At 71.4% G+C, this 12258-nt stretch carries 14 protein-coding genes; 13 read left to right on the top strand and 1 reads right to left on the bottom strand.

Annotated features, from left to right (window positions below):
* Window positions 1-65: 65 nt before the first annotated feature.
* Window positions 66-980 carry a DMT family transporter gene (locus OOK31_RS06535; RefSeq protein ID WP_267011369.1) on the top strand — a complete coding sequence of 305 codons (915 nt, stop codon included), beginning with the start codon at window positions 66-68 and terminating at the stop codon, window positions 978-980.
* Between the two features lie 81 nt (window positions 981-1061).
* On the opposite strand, the gene OOK31_RS06530 is transcribed toward OOK31_RS06535, so the two are convergent.
* On the bottom strand, window positions 1062-2066 hold the full coding sequence (locus OOK31_RS06530) for a Gfo/Idh/MocA family oxidoreductase (RefSeq protein ID WP_267011368.1): 1005 nt from the start codon (window positions 2064-2066) through the stop codon (window positions 1062-1064).
* 184 nt (window positions 2067-2250) lie between these two features.
* On the opposite strand from OOK31_RS06530, the gene OOK31_RS06525 reads away from it, so the two are divergent.
* The 12 genes from OOK31_RS06525 (at window position 2251) to OOK31_RS06470 (ending at window position 12230) form a co-directional block, all read left to right on the top strand.
* Window positions 2251-3231 carry a sugar ABC transporter substrate-binding protein gene (locus OOK31_RS06525; protein WP_267011367.1) on the top strand — a complete coding sequence of 327 codons (981 nt, stop codon included), beginning with the start codon at window positions 2251-2253 and terminating at the stop codon, window positions 3229-3231.
* The gene (locus tag OOK31_RS06520; protein ID WP_267011366.1) at window positions 3228-4262 is read left to right on the top strand and encodes an ABC transporter permease; all 1035 of its coding nucleotides are present in this window, start codon (window positions 3228-3230) and stop codon (window positions 4260-4262) included. The genes OOK31_RS06525 and OOK31_RS06520 overlap by 4 nt, the downstream gene beginning before the upstream one ends.
* Complete coding sequence (locus tag OOK31_RS06515) at window positions 4232-5146, top strand: ATP-binding cassette domain-containing protein (RefSeq protein ID WP_267011365.1); 915 nt, start codon at window positions 4232-4234, stop codon at window positions 5144-5146. Before OOK31_RS06520 ends, OOK31_RS06515 begins: the two co-directional genes overlap by 31 nt.
* The gene (locus OOK31_RS06510; RefSeq protein ID WP_267011364.1) at window positions 5143-6318 is read left to right on the top strand and encodes an ROK family glucokinase; all 1176 of its coding nucleotides are present in this window, start codon (window positions 5143-5145) and stop codon (window positions 6316-6318) included. Before OOK31_RS06515 ends, OOK31_RS06510 begins: the two co-directional genes overlap by 4 nt.
* Complete coding sequence (locus tag OOK31_RS06505; RefSeq protein WP_267011363.1) at window positions 6315-6920, top strand: hypothetical protein; 606 nt, start codon at window positions 6315-6317, stop codon at window positions 6918-6920. Before OOK31_RS06510 ends, OOK31_RS06505 begins: the two co-directional genes overlap by 4 nt.
* Window positions 6921-6948: 28 nt before the next feature.
* Window positions 6949-7581, top strand: coding sequence for an MBL fold metallo-hydrolase (locus OOK31_RS06500; protein WP_267011362.1), 633 nt, complete (start codon window positions 6949-6951; stop codon window positions 7579-7581).
* Window positions 7582-7611: 30 nt separating this feature from the next.
* Window positions 7612-8391 carry an exodeoxyribonuclease III gene (locus tag OOK31_RS06495; RefSeq protein ID WP_267011361.1) on the top strand — a complete coding sequence of 260 codons (780 nt, stop codon included), beginning with the start codon at window positions 7612-7614 and terminating at the stop codon, window positions 8389-8391.
* A 75-nt stretch (window positions 8392-8466) separates the two neighbouring features.
* Window positions 8467-8907 carry a DUF6278 family protein gene (locus OOK31_RS06490; protein ID WP_267011360.1) on the top strand — a complete coding sequence of 147 codons (441 nt, stop codon included), beginning with the start codon at window positions 8467-8469 and terminating at the stop codon, window positions 8905-8907.
* A gap of 113 nt (window positions 8908-9020) precedes the next feature.
* Window positions 9021-9764 carry an amino acid ABC transporter ATP-binding protein gene (locus OOK31_RS06485; protein WP_267011359.1) on the top strand — a complete coding sequence of 248 codons (744 nt, stop codon included), beginning with the start codon at window positions 9021-9023 and terminating at the stop codon, window positions 9762-9764.
* A gap of 11 nt (window positions 9765-9775) precedes the next feature.
* Window positions 9776-10693, top strand: coding sequence for a glutamate ABC transporter substrate-binding protein (locus OOK31_RS06480; protein WP_267011358.1), 918 nt, complete (start codon window positions 9776-9778; stop codon window positions 10691-10693).
* A gap of 17 nt (window positions 10694-10710) precedes the next feature.
* Window positions 10711-11355 (top strand): amino acid ABC transporter permease, encoded by a 645-nt coding sequence (locus OOK31_RS06475; RefSeq protein WP_267011357.1) that lies wholly within the window; start codon window positions 10711-10713, stop codon window positions 11353-11355.
* Entirely contained in the window at window positions 11352-12230 is an 879-nt protein-coding gene (locus tag OOK31_RS06470) for an amino acid ABC transporter permease (RefSeq protein ID WP_267011356.1), read from the top strand. Before OOK31_RS06475 ends, OOK31_RS06470 begins: the two co-directional genes overlap by 4 nt.
* The last annotated feature ends 28 nt before the right edge of the window (window positions 12231-12258 follow it).

Genomic DNA, 12258 nt, shown 5'->3' with positions numbered 1-12258 from the left:
GGTGAGGCCGCACCCGTGCGAGCCGCCGACGTCTCCACCCCCTGCCCGCCGCCGGAGTTGCCCGCGTGTCGACCCTCACCGCCCCCGCGCCCGCCCTCGCCCCCCGCCGGGCCTGGCTGGCCGACCTGCCCGTCCTGCTCGTCGCCGTCGTCTGGGGCGGCAGCTACCTCGCCGCCAAGGGCATCACCACCCAGCACACCGTCATCGCGGTGCTCGTGGTCCGCTTCGCGCTCGTCCTGCCCGTCCTCGTCCTCGCCGGGTGGCGGCGGCTGCGCGCGCTGAGCGCCGCCCAGCTGCGCGGCGCCGGGGTACTGGGCCTCGTACTCGGCGGGATCTTCCTGCTGGAGACCTACGGGGTGGTGCACACCTCCGCCACCAACGCCGGGCTGATCATCAGCCTGACCATGATCTTCACCCCGCTCGCCGAGTCCGCCGTCCGGCGCACCGCCCCCTCCCCGGCCTTCCTCGGGGCGGCCGCCGTCTCCGTCGCCGGAGTCGTGCTGCTCACCCAGGGCGCCGGGTTCAGTGCGCCCGGCCTCGGCGACCTGCTGATCCTCGGCGCGGCCCTCGCCCGCACCCTGCACGTCCTGCTGATGGCCCGGATCAAGGCCGTCCAGGACGCCGACGCCCTCTCCCTGACCACCGTCCAGCTCGGCAGCGCCGTCCTGCTCTTCGCCCTCCTCGCCGCCCTGCCCGGCACCGGAGCCTCGCCCTGGGCCGCGGCCCTGGACTTCGGGCCCGCCGAATGGGCCGGGCTGGCCTTCCTCTCCGTCTTCTGCACCCTCTTCGCCTTCTTCGTGCAGATGTGGGCCGTCCGCCGCACCTCGCCCTCCCGCGTCAGCCTGCTGCTGGGCACCGAACCGCTGTGGGCGGCCGCCGCGGGCATCGCCATCGGCGGCGAGCACCTCGGCGCCCTCGGTCTGACCGGCGCGGCCCTCGTCCTGGCCGGCACGGCCTGGGGCCGCCGCGCCGCGGGCTGACCCGCCCGGCCCGCGCCGATTGGCCGACATTCGCCTGCCGCCTGCTTGATCGCCCGACCTACGGTGGCCCGCATGGCCCGCCTAGAGGTCCGGGAGCTCCGCCAGCCGCACCGGGCGCCGCTCCCGCCGCGAGTACTCGCACGCCTCCGCGATCCGGAAGGCGGCCAGCCCCTCCCTGCCGTCGCACGGGTTGGGGCCCTCGCCGCGCACCAGCCGGACGAAGGCCGCCAGCTCGGCCTCGTAGGCGGGGGCGAACCGCTCCAGGAAGCCGGACCACGGCTTGCTCGCCGGGGGCGGGCCGTGCGGCTCGGTGGAGGCGATGGGGGTACGGTCGTCCAGCCCGGAGGACACCTGGTCCAGCTCCCCGGCGAGCTCCATCCGTACGTCGTACCCGGCGCCGTTGCACCGGGTGGCGGTACAGGTCGCCAGCGTCCCGTCGTCCAGGGTCAGGACGGCCGCGGCCGTGTCGACGTCGCCGTTCTCCCGGAACCGCGGCGGCCCCGCGTCCGAACCGGTCGCGTACACCTCGCGGACCTCGCGCCCGGTCACCCAGCGGACCATGTCGAAGTCGTGCACCAGGCAGTCCCGGTACAGGCCCCCCGAGGTCGCCAGGTACGCGGCGGGCGGCGGAGCCGGGTCGGCCGTCATGGTCCGTACGGTGTGCAGCCGGCCCAGGGCCCCCGAGCGGACCAGCTCCCGCGCGGTGCGGCAGCCGGCGTCGAAGCGGCGCATGAAGCCCAGCTGCAGGGTCCCCCCGACGGACTCCACCTCGCGCAGCACCGCGAGGGTGCGCTCCAGGTCCGGAGCCACCGGCTTCTCGCAGAACACCGGCAGTCCGCCGCGCACCGCCCGGACGACCAGCTCGGCGTGCCCCTCCGTCGAGCAGGCCACGACCAGCGCGTCCACGCCCCAGCTGAAGACCTGGTCCACGGAGGGCGCGGCGGTGGCCCCCAGCCGGTCCGCGAGCCGCGCGGCCCGCCCGGGATCGGCGTCGGCCAGCAGCAGCGAGCCGGCGTCCGGGTGGCGGGCCAGGGCGGCCGCGTGGAACGAGCCGATCCGGCCCGTTCCGATGAGCCCGATGCGCATGCACTCAACGTGACCCCGTACGGGGGACCTGTCAATCTGCCCGGGCACGCCCCGATGACCCTTCATGGTCGACTGTGGCGGATACTGGGCGGCTGGAACCGGAATGACCGATTGATGACGGACGACACGGACGAGGGAAGGGCGGCACGGGGACGTGGCTAGGGTTCGGACAGGGGTACGCGTCGTGGGCGCCGTGCTCGCGGCGGTACTGGGAGCCTCCCTCGCGGGCTGCAGCAGCACCGGCGGCAAGCGTGCCGAGGAGCGGGCGAAGGCCGCGGAGGCGGGCCGGCCCGCCGTGTCCACGCCGCGCTGGACCTTCGCGATGGTCACGCACGCGGGCGACGGCGACACCTTCTGGGACATCGTCCAGAAGGGTGCCAAGGAGGCCGCGGCGAAGGACAACATCAACTTCGTCTACTCGCACGACGACCAGGCCCAGCAGCAGGCACAGTTCGTGCAGAACGCCATCGACCAGAAGGTCGACGGGCTGATCGTCAGCCTCGCCAAGCCCGACGCCCTCAAGGACGTCATCGGCAAGGCCGTCAAGGCGGGCATCCCGGTCGTCACGGTCAACTCCGGATCCGCCCAGTCGGCCGAGTACGGGGCGCTCACCCACATCGGCCAGGACGAGGGCATCGCCGGCGAGGCCGTCGGCGCCGAGCTGACCAAGCGCGGGAAGCGGAAGGCCGTCTGCGTCCTGCACGAGCAGGGCAACGTGGGCCACGAGCAGCGCTGCGCCGGGGCGAAGAAGGCCTTCGGCGGCAGCATGGAGAACCTCTACGTCGAGGGCACCAACATGCCCTCCGTGCAGGCCGCCCTCCAGGCCAAGCTCCAGGCGGACCCCTCCGTCGACGCGATCGTCACCCTCGGCGCCCCCTTCGCGGCCACCGCCCTCAAGGCGAAGGACGCGGCCGGCAGCAAGGCCGAGGTGGACACCTTCGACCTCAACGAGGCCGTCGCCCGCGACCTGAAGTCCGGCGCCCTCGGCTTCGCCGTCGACCAGCAGCCCTACCTCCAGGGCTACGAGGCCGTCGACCTGCTTTGGCTCAACCGCTACAACGCCGACGTCCTCGGCGGCGGCCGGCCGGTGCTGACCGGGCCGCAGATCGTCAGCGGGGCCGAGGCCGCCCAGCTGGAGAAGTACATCAAGCGGGGCACCCGATGAGCACCGCCACCGCGCCCGCCGACGAACGGCTCGCGCCCGCCTCCCTGGTCCGCCGGCTGCTCGGCCGTCCCGAGCTGGGCGCGGTCGTCGGCGCCGCCGCCGTCTTCGTCTTCTTCTCCTTCGCGGCGGACAGCTTCCTGCGGACCTCCAGCCTGAGCACGGTCCTCTACTCGGCCTCCACCATCGGGATCATGGCGGTCCCGGTCGCCCTGCTGATGATCGGCGGCGAGTTCGACCTGTCCGCCGGCGTCATGGTCACCACCTCGGCGCTGTTCAGCTCCATGTTCAGCTACCAGATGACCGCGAACGTATGGGTAGGCGTCGGGGTGTCGCTGCTGGTCACCCTGGCCATCGGCTTCTTCAACGGCTTCATGCTGACCCGCACCAAGCTGCCGAGCTTCATCATCACCCTCGGCACCTTCCTGATGCTGACCGGCCTGAACCTCGGCTTCACCAAGCTGATCAGCGGCTCCGTCTCCACCAAGTCGATCGCCGACATGGAGGGCTTCTCCTCCGCCCGGGCGCTGTTCGCCTCGCAGTGGAACATCGGCTCGGTCACCTTGAAGGTCACCATCCTGTGGTGGCTGGCCCTGGTCGCCGTCGCCACCTGGATCCTGCTGCGCACCCGCGCCGGGAACTGGATCTTCGCGGTGGGCGGCGGCGCCGACGCGGCCCGCGCCACCGGCGTGCCCGTGGTGAAGACCCGTATCGGCCTCTACATGGGCGTCGCGCTGTGCGCCTGGATCTCCGGGCAGCACATCCTCTTCTCCTTCGACGTCGTCCAGTCCGGGGAGGGGGTCGGCAACGAGTTCCTCTACATCATCGCGGCCGTCATCGGCGGCTGCCTGATGACCGGCGGCTACGGCTCGGCGATCGGCTCGGCCGTGGGCGCCTTCATCTTCGGCATGACCAGCAACGGCATCGTGTACGCCCAGTGGAACCCCGACTGGTTCAAGTTCTTCCTCGGCGCGATGCTGCTCCTGGCCACGCTCCTGAACGCATGGGTCCGCAAGCGGGCGGAGGCGAAGTGACCGTGAGCGCGGTGACCAAGACCGAGGGCCCGGCCCTCGTGAAGCTGACCGACGTCAGCAAGTACTACGGCAACATCCGCGCCCTCCAGGGCGTCTCCCTGGAGGTGTCGGCCGGGGAGATCACCTGTGTCCTCGGCGACAACGGCGCCGGCAAGTCCACCCTCATCAAGATCATCGCGGGGCTGCACCGGCACGACGCCGGCAGCTTCGAGATCGAGGGGGAGGAGACCGTCCTCGCCAACCCCCGCGCGGCCCTCGACCGCGGCATCGCCACCGTCTACCAGGACCTGGCCGTCGTCCCCCTCATGCCGGTCTGGCGGAACTTCTTCCTCGGCTCCGAGCCCACCAAGGGCCGCGGCCCCTTCCGGCGCCTGGACGTGGAGCTGATGCGCCGGACCACCCGCGCCGAGCTGCTGCGCATGGGCATCGACCTGCGCGACGTGGACCAGCCCATCGGCACCCTGTCCGGCGGCGAGCGCCAGTGCGTGGCCATCGCCCGCGCCGTCCACTTCGGGGCGAAGGTCCTCGTACTCGACGAGCCCACCGCCGCCCTCGGCGTCAAGCAGTCCGGCGTGGTCCTCAAGTACGTCGCCGCCGCCCGCGACGCCGGACTCGGGGTGGTCCTGATCACCCACAACCCGCACCACGCGCACCTGGTCGGGGACCGTTTCGTCCTCCTCAAGCGCGGCACGATGGCGGGCAGCCACACCCGGGACTCGATCACCCTGGACGAGCTCACCCGGCAGATGGCGGGCGGCTCGGAGCTGGACGAGCTGAGCCACGAGCTGGAGCGGGTGGCAGAATCAGGACCGGACACCGCGGCCGGTACCCCCGCCGGCCCGCAGGCCACCACCACCTCCGACAGGGACGACACGACTCGATGAGTACGTACCGGGACTTCACGCTCGCCCACCGGGGTGCGGCGCGGGGCACCGTCCTGCGGACGGTCGGGACCCGTGAGCGCCGGTCGCTGCTGACCGCCCCGCGCGTGCCGACCGTGGGCATCGACATCGGCGGCACCAAGGTCATGGCCGGCGTCGTCGACGCGGACGGGGTCATCCTGGAGAAGATCCGCACCGAGACCCCGGACAAGTCCAAGAGCCCCAAGGTCGTCGAGGACACCATCGTCGAGCTGGTGCTCGACCTCTCCGACCGGCACGACGTGCACGCGGTGGGCATCGGCGCGGCCGGCTGGGTCGACGCCGACCGCTCCCGCGTGCTGTTCGCCCCGCACCTCGCCTGGCGCGACGAGCCGCTGCGCGACGCCCTGCAGTCCCGGCTCGCGGTCCCGGTCATGGTCGACAACGATGCCAACACCGCCGCCTGGGCCGAGTGGCGCTTCGGCGCGGGCCGGGGCGAGGACCACCTCGTCATGATCACCCTGGGCACCGGCATCGGCGGGGCCATCCTGGAGGGCGGCCAGGTCAAGCGCGGCCGCTACGGGGTGGCCGGCGAGTTCGGGCACATGCAGGTCGTCCCCGGCGGGCACCGCTGCCCCTGCGGCAACCGCGGCTGCTGGGAGCAGTACAGCTCCGGCAACGCCCTGGTCCGCGAGGCCCGCGAGCTGGCCGCCGCCGACTCCCCGGTCGCGTACAACATCATCGCCAGGGTCGGCGGCAACGTCACCGAGATCACCGGCCCGCTGATCACCGAGCTGGCCCGCGAGGGCGACGCCATGTGCGTCGAGCTCCTCCAGGACATCGGCCAGTGGCTCGGCGTCGGCATCGCCAACCTCGCCGCCGCCCTCGACCCCTCCTGCTTCGTCATCGGCGGCGGCGTCAGCGCCGCCGACGACCTCCTCATCGGCCCCGCCCGGGACGCCTTCCGCCGCCACCTCACCGGCCGCGGCTACCGCCCCGAGGCCCGGATCGCCAAGGCCCAGCTCGGCCCCGAGGCGGGTATGGTCGGCGCGGCCGACCTGGCCCGGCTCGTCGCCCGCCGCTTCCGCCGCGCGACGCGCCGCCGGGTGGAGCGGCACGAGCGCTACGCGCAGCTCGGCCGGCGCGGCGCCGGCTCCACCAGCCCCAAGGACCCCGAGAACCAGGACAGACCGTGACACCGCCCTCCCTGCCCAGACAGGCCTCCGCCCCCGGGGCGGGCGGCCCCCCGCCCGCCGACGACGGCGGGCAGGACCGACAGGGCCGCCGCCAGACGGTCCGGCGCCGCTGGGTCACGGCGATCATCATCCTGCTGCTCGTCGGCGTCCCGGCGGGCTACCTGGCCGTCTCCGCCCAGCAGAGCCGCGAGAGCGGCCGCGACAAGGCCTCGAAGATCGGCGCGGTCAAGGTGCGCGAGGGCTGGCCCTCCAGGGTGCAGCGCAGCGTCTACGAGGTCCCGATCCCGATGATGGCCTCCCTCGTCGGCTACCTGGAGACCAACAACTGGCACACGAGCCGGCTGTTCGTGCAGTTCGGGACGACCCCCGAGGAGCTCGACACCTTCCTCGCCGACATCGGCACCAGCCGCGGGGAGCTGACCCCGGGCGTCTCCATCTCCCCGCACGACGCCAAGGTCGCGGGCTGGAGCTGGAGCCCGAAGCACCAGTGGGCCGGCATCAGCCTGGACGCGAAGGAACCCCGCCCCGCCCGGGACGTCACCGTCGACCTGACCAACCCGGCCAACCCCCGCGTCTACGTCGTCTCCACCACGGTCCCGTAGGCCGTCTCTTCCCCCTATCGTGGGCCCCATGAAGCTCACCAAACGGCTGCACTCCTGCGTCCAGTTGGAGAAGGACGGGCGCACGCTCGTCATCGACCCGGGCGCCTTCAGCGAAGCGGACGCGGGCCTCGGGGCCGACGCCCTGCTGGTCACGCACGAGCACCCGGACCACTTCGAGGAGGGCCGCCTGCGCGCCGCCCTCGACGCGAACCCGGCGGCCGAGCTGTGGACCCTGCGCAGCGTCGCCGGGAAGCTCTCCGCCGCCTATCCGGGCCGGGTGCACACGGTGGGCCACGGGGACACCTTCGCCGCGGCGGGCTTCGAGGTCCAGGTGCACGGCGAACTGCACGCCGTGATCCACCCGGACATCCCGCGGATCACCAATGTCGGCTTCCTCGTCGACGGTTCCCTCTTCCACCCGGGGGACGCGCTGACCGTGCCGGACGCCCCCGTGGAGACGCTGATGCTCCCGGTGCACGCGCCCTGGAACAAGGTCGCCGAGGTGATCGAGTACGTCCGCGAGGTCAAGCCGCTCCGGGCGATCGACATCCACGACGCCTACCTGTCGGACATCGCCCGCCCCATCTACGACACGGCCCTGGACGGCCTGGGCGGCGCCCCCCACAGCAGGCTCCGCGCGGGCGAGAGCGCCGCACTCTGACTGTCGGTGGCGGGCGGTAGGTTGGTGGGCATGCGTATCGCCACCTTCAACGTCAACTCGATCACCGCCCGCCTGCCGCGGCTGCTGGCCTGGCTGGAGAGCTCCGGTACGGACGTCCTGTGCATCCAGGAGACCAAGTGCTCGGCGGAGCAGTTCCCGGCCGAGGCGCTGCGCGAGCTGGGCTACGAGTCGGCCGTCAACGCCACCGGCCGGTGGAACGGCGTGGCCCTGCTCTCGCGCGTCGGGCTGGAGGACGTGACCCTGGGCCTGCCCGGCGGGCCGGACTACGAGGGGGTCCAGGAGCCCCGCGCGATCTCCGCCACCTGCGGCGGCGTGCGCGTCTGGTCGGTGTACGTGCCCAACGGCCGCGAGGTCGAGCACGACCACTACGGCTACAAGCTCCAGTGGTTCACGGCCCTGACCGCCGCGATCGCCGAGGACGCGGCCGGCCCGCGCCCCTTCGCGGTGCTCGGCGACTTCAACGTGGCGCCGACCGACGAGGACGTGTACGACCCGGCGGTCTTCGAGGGGCTCACCCACGTCACCCCGGCCGAGCGCGCGGCGCTGGAGACCCTGCGGGGCGCGGGCCTCACCGACGTCTTCCCGCGCGCCCTCAAGTACGACAGGCCGTACACCTTCTGGGACTACCGGATGCTCGCCTTCCCGAAGAACAAGGGCATGCGCATCGACCTGGTCTACGGGAACGAGCCCTTCCGCAGCGCGGTCAAGGACGCCTACGTGGACCGCGAGGAGCGCAAGGGCAAGGGAGCCTCCGACCACGCCCCGGTCGTCGTCGACCTGGAGCTCTGAGCGGGCCGCCCGGATCGCCGGCGCACCAGGCGCGCCCTGTGGCCAGCCGGGGATCCGGGTGCCAGGCTGGTCCGTATGAACATCCCTTTCCTGGCCAACTGGCTGAACCGGCACGAAACGGAACAGGGTACGGGGCTCGCCGCCGCCCTCGCGGACGATCCCGAGGGCGTCGCCGAGCTGTTCTCGGAGTGCGAGATGCTCCGGGCCCAGGCACGGGTGGCCGGGCTCGAACTCGACCAGACCCCGGCCTCGTTGGAGGCCCTCGACCAGCTGATGCCGCGCTGGCGGCGGGATCCCGAGGCGGTGCCCTGGCTGGGCAACGACGCCGGTTTCTACCTCGGCACCGTGATCGTCCGGACCGTACCGGGGACGCTCTGGCAGGTCTGGCCCAACGGCCAGCCGGTCATCCGCCTCGCCTCGGGCCGGGAGCTCAACGTCGTCGAGTCGGGGGTGTCCTGGGCCATGACCGGATCTCCCGAGCTCAGCCAGGCCTACGCCGAGGCCTCCGAGGGCTGAACCCTCGACCGGTGTGCTTTATGTACCTTTTAGGCGTGTCGAGGTGAAGTCCCCTTCGGCGGCTGGATAGTTTGCGCTGACCTCGACACACCGACAAGTGGGCAGGGCAGCGTATGGCCGTCGATCCGTTGATCGAGCTGCGGGACGTCAACAAGCACTACGGGACCCTGCACGTCCTCCAGGACATCAACCTCACCGTCGGCCGCGGGGAAGTGGTGGTGATCATCGGTCCCTCCGGTTCCGGGAAGTCCACCCTCTGCCGGACGATCAACCGGCTGGAGACCATCGAGTCGGGGACGATCACCCTCGACGGCCGGCCCCTCCCCGCCGAGGGCAAGGAGCTGGCCCAGCTGCGCGCCGAGGTCGGGATGGTCTTCCAGTCCTTCAACCTCTTCGCGCACAAGACCGTCCTGGCGAACGTCTCGCTCGCCCAGGTCAAGGTCAGGAAGCGCAAGAAGGAGGAGGCCGACAAGCGCTCCCGGGAGCTGCTGGACCGGGTCGGCCTGGCCGACCAGGCCGCCAAGTACCCCGCCCAGCTCTCCGGCGGCCAGCAGCAGCGCGTGGCCATCGCCCGCGCCCTGGCCATGAGCCCCAAGGCCCTGCTCTTCGACGAGCCCACCTCCGCCCTCGACCCGGAGATGATCAACGAGGTGCTGGAGGTCATGCAGCAGCTCGCGAGCGAGGGCATGACCATGGTCGTGGTCACCCACGAGATGGGCTTCGCCCGCTCCGCCGCGAACCGCGTCGTCTTCATGGCCGACGGGAGGATCGTCGAGGACCGCACCCCGGAGGCCTTCTTCACCGCTCCCGAGAGCGACCGGGCCAAGGACTTCCTCTCCAAGATCCTCAAGCACTGAGGGGCGGCCCGATGAAGCACACCCGGCACACCCTGCGCGCCCTCGCCCTGACCCTGGCCCTGCTCGCCGCCGCCGTCGGCTGCGGGAAGTCCGGCAGCCCCCCGGTCAAGGGGCCGCAGCCCGAGGACCTGCCCGTGTACAAGGTCGCCACCGGCTTCCAGCTGCCCGGGTCACGCACCTGGGAGAAGGCGAGGAAGCGCGGCCACCTCGTGGTCGGGGCCAAGGAGGACCAGCCGTACATGGGGGAGAAGGACCCGGCGACCGGCCGCTACTCCGGCTTCGACGTCGAGATCGCCAAGATGATGTCGGCCTCCCTCGGCTTCGACCCGAAGACGATCGAGTTCAAGACGATCGCCTCCGCGAACCGCGAGACCGCCCTCCAGAACGGCCAGATCGACTACTACGTGGGCACCTACACGATCAACGACAACCGCAAGAAGCAGGTCGGCTTCGCCGGCCCCTACTTCATGGCGGGCCAGTCCCTGCTGGTCCGCAGGAACGAGCAGGACATCAAGGGCCCCGAGGACCTCGCGGGCAAGAAGGTCTGCTCGGCCGCCGGCTCCACCCCCTACCAGCGGCTCCAGAAGGAGTTCCCGAAGGCGGTCCTCGTCGCCTACGACACCTACTCGGCCTGCGTGGACAACCTGCTGACCTACCAGGTCGACGCCGTCTCCACCGACGACTCCATCCTCCTCGGCTACGCCGCCAAGGTCCCCGAGGAGCTCAAGGTCGTCGGCGAGCCCTTCTCCAAGGAGCCCTACGGCATCGGAGTCCCGCGCGGTGACAACGCCCTGCGCTTCGCCCTCGACGACGCGCTGGCCGAGCACGAGAAGAACGGCGACTGGAAGAAGGCCTACGAGGCCACCCTCGGCCTCTCCGGCGTACCGGCCCCGACCCCGCCGCCCATCGACCGCTACCCGGCGAGCTGAGGGGAGAACGCACCGCCATGGACGTACTCACGGAGAACTTCGCCCTCTACGGGAAGGGCTTCCTCGGCACCGTCGAACTCACCGTCTACGCCTCCCTCGTCGCCCTGGTCCTGGGCTTCCTGATGGCCTCCTTCCGCGTCGCGCCCGTCGGTTCCTTCCGGGTCTTCGGCACGGTCTGGGTGACCGTGCTGCGCAACACCCCGCTCACCCTGCTCTTCTTCGCCGTCCTGCTCGGCCTGCCGCGCTTCGGGCTGGTCCTGCCCTTCCAGCTGTTCGCCGTCCTCACGCTCGGCTGCTACACGTCCGCCTTCATCTGCGAGGCGCTGCGCTCGGGCATCAACACGGTGCCCAAGGGACAGGGCGAGGCGGCCCGCAGCCTCGGCATGTCCTTCGGGCAGACCCTGGGCACGGTGGTGCTGCCGCAGGCCTTCCGGTCGGTCATCCCGCCCATCGGCTCCACCCTGATCGCGCTCGCCAAGAACTCGGCGATCGCCGGCGCCTTCAGCGTCACCGAGCTGCTCGGCACGTACAAGACCCTCAACGAGCTGGGCTACAGCATCATCTGGACCTTCGTCTGGATCGCCGTGGGCTACCTGATCATCACCCTGTCCATCAGCGCGTTCTTCCACGTGCTGGAGAAGCGCTACGGAGTCGCCCGATGACCGCGCACGCGCTCCACGGGGACCTGGAGTCCACCGCCCTCTACGACATCCCCGGCCCCCAGGCCCGCAGGCGGCACTTCCTCTACGGGATCGCCTCGACCGTGGTGATCCTCGGGCTGCTCGCCTGGCTGCTCTACCTGCTCTTCGACTCGAACCAGTTCACCGCCTCCAAGTGGGGCCCCTTCACCTACGAGGGCATCCAGGAACTGCTGCTCAAGGGCCTGGGGAACACCCTGAAGGCCTTCGCCTACGCCTCGGTGCTCTCGCTGCTGCTCGGCGCGGTGCTCGCGACCGGCAGGCTGTCGGTCCACCGGCCGGTGCGCTGGGCGGCGGCCCTGTGCGTGGAGTTCTTCCGGGCCATGCCGGTCCTGGTGATGATCTTCTTCATCTTCGTCGCGCTGAAGGTGCAGCCGCTGCCCGCGCTGGTGGCGGGGCTGACCCTGTACAACGGATCGGTGCTGGCCGAGGTCTTCCGTACGGGGATCAACTCCGTCGAGAAGGGCCAGCGCGAGGCGGCGTACGCGCTCGGCATGCGCAAGACGCAGGTCATGACCTTCGTCCTGGCCCCGCAGGCGGTCCGGGCGATGCTGCCCACGATCATCAGCCAGCTGGTGGTGGCCCTCAAGGACACCTCGCTGGGCTACCTGATCACCTACGAGGAGTTCCTGCACGCGGGCAAGCTGATCGCCTCGAACCTGGACTACGACCTGCCCTTCATCCCCGTCGTGATGATCATCTCCCCGATCTACATCGGCATGTGCATGCTGCTGTCCTGGTTCGCCACCTGGGTGGCGAGGCGGGAGCGGCGCAGCGTGAAGACCGCGGCGGTCGAGGTCGCCCCCGCCGAACCGGAGACCGTGCTGCCGGGCAGGTGAGGGCGCGGGGCGCCCCGCCCCGGCCCGG

The sequence above is a fragment of the Streptomyces sp. NBC_00249 genome (genome assembly GCF_026342355.1).
In the GTDB taxonomy this organism is placed as follows: domain Bacteria; phylum Actinomycetota; class Actinomycetes; order Streptomycetales; family Streptomycetaceae; genus Streptomyces.
Note: the sequence above shows the minus strand (reverse complement) of the source record. Positions and strands in the feature narration are given on the sequence as shown.

Coding starts and splice junctions, on each gene's coding strand:
- OOK31_RS06500 (WP_267011362.1), top strand. CDS start 6,949: ATGAAGCTCACCAAACGGCTGCACTCCTGCGTCCAGTTGGAGAAGGAC.
- OOK31_RS06480 (WP_267011358.1), top strand. CDS start 9,776: ATGAAGCACACCCGGCACACCCTGCGCGCCCTCGCCCTGACCCTGGCC.
- OOK31_RS06510 (WP_267011364.1), top strand. CDS start 5,143: ATGAGTACGTACCGGGACTTCACGCTCGCCCACCGGGGTGCGGCGCGG.
- OOK31_RS06515 (WP_267011365.1), top strand. CDS start 4,232: ATGGGTCCGCAAGCGGGCGGAGGCGAAGTGACCGTGAGCGCGGTGACC.
- OOK31_RS06520 (WP_267011366.1), top strand. CDS start 3,228: ATGAGCACCGCCACCGCGCCCGCCGACGAACGGCTCGCGCCCGCCTCC.
- OOK31_RS06530 (WP_267011368.1), bottom strand. CDS start 2,066: ATGCGCATCGGGCTCATCGGAACGGGCCGGATCGGCTCGTTCCACGCG.
- OOK31_RS06485 (WP_267011359.1), top strand. CDS start 9,021: ATGGCCGTCGATCCGTTGATCGAGCTGCGGGACGTCAACAAGCACTAC.
- OOK31_RS06495 (WP_267011361.1), top strand. CDS start 7,612: ATGCGTATCGCCACCTTCAACGTCAACTCGATCACCGCCCGCCTGCCG.
- OOK31_RS06490 (WP_267011360.1), top strand. CDS start 8,467: ATGAACATCCCTTTCCTGGCCAACTGGCTGAACCGGCACGAAACGGAA.
- OOK31_RS06470 (WP_267011356.1), top strand. CDS start 11,352: ATGACCGCGCACGCGCTCCACGGGGACCTGGAGTCCACCGCCCTCTAC.
- OOK31_RS06475 (WP_267011357.1), top strand. CDS start 10,711: ATGGACGTACTCACGGAGAACTTCGCCCTCTACGGGAAGGGCTTCCTC.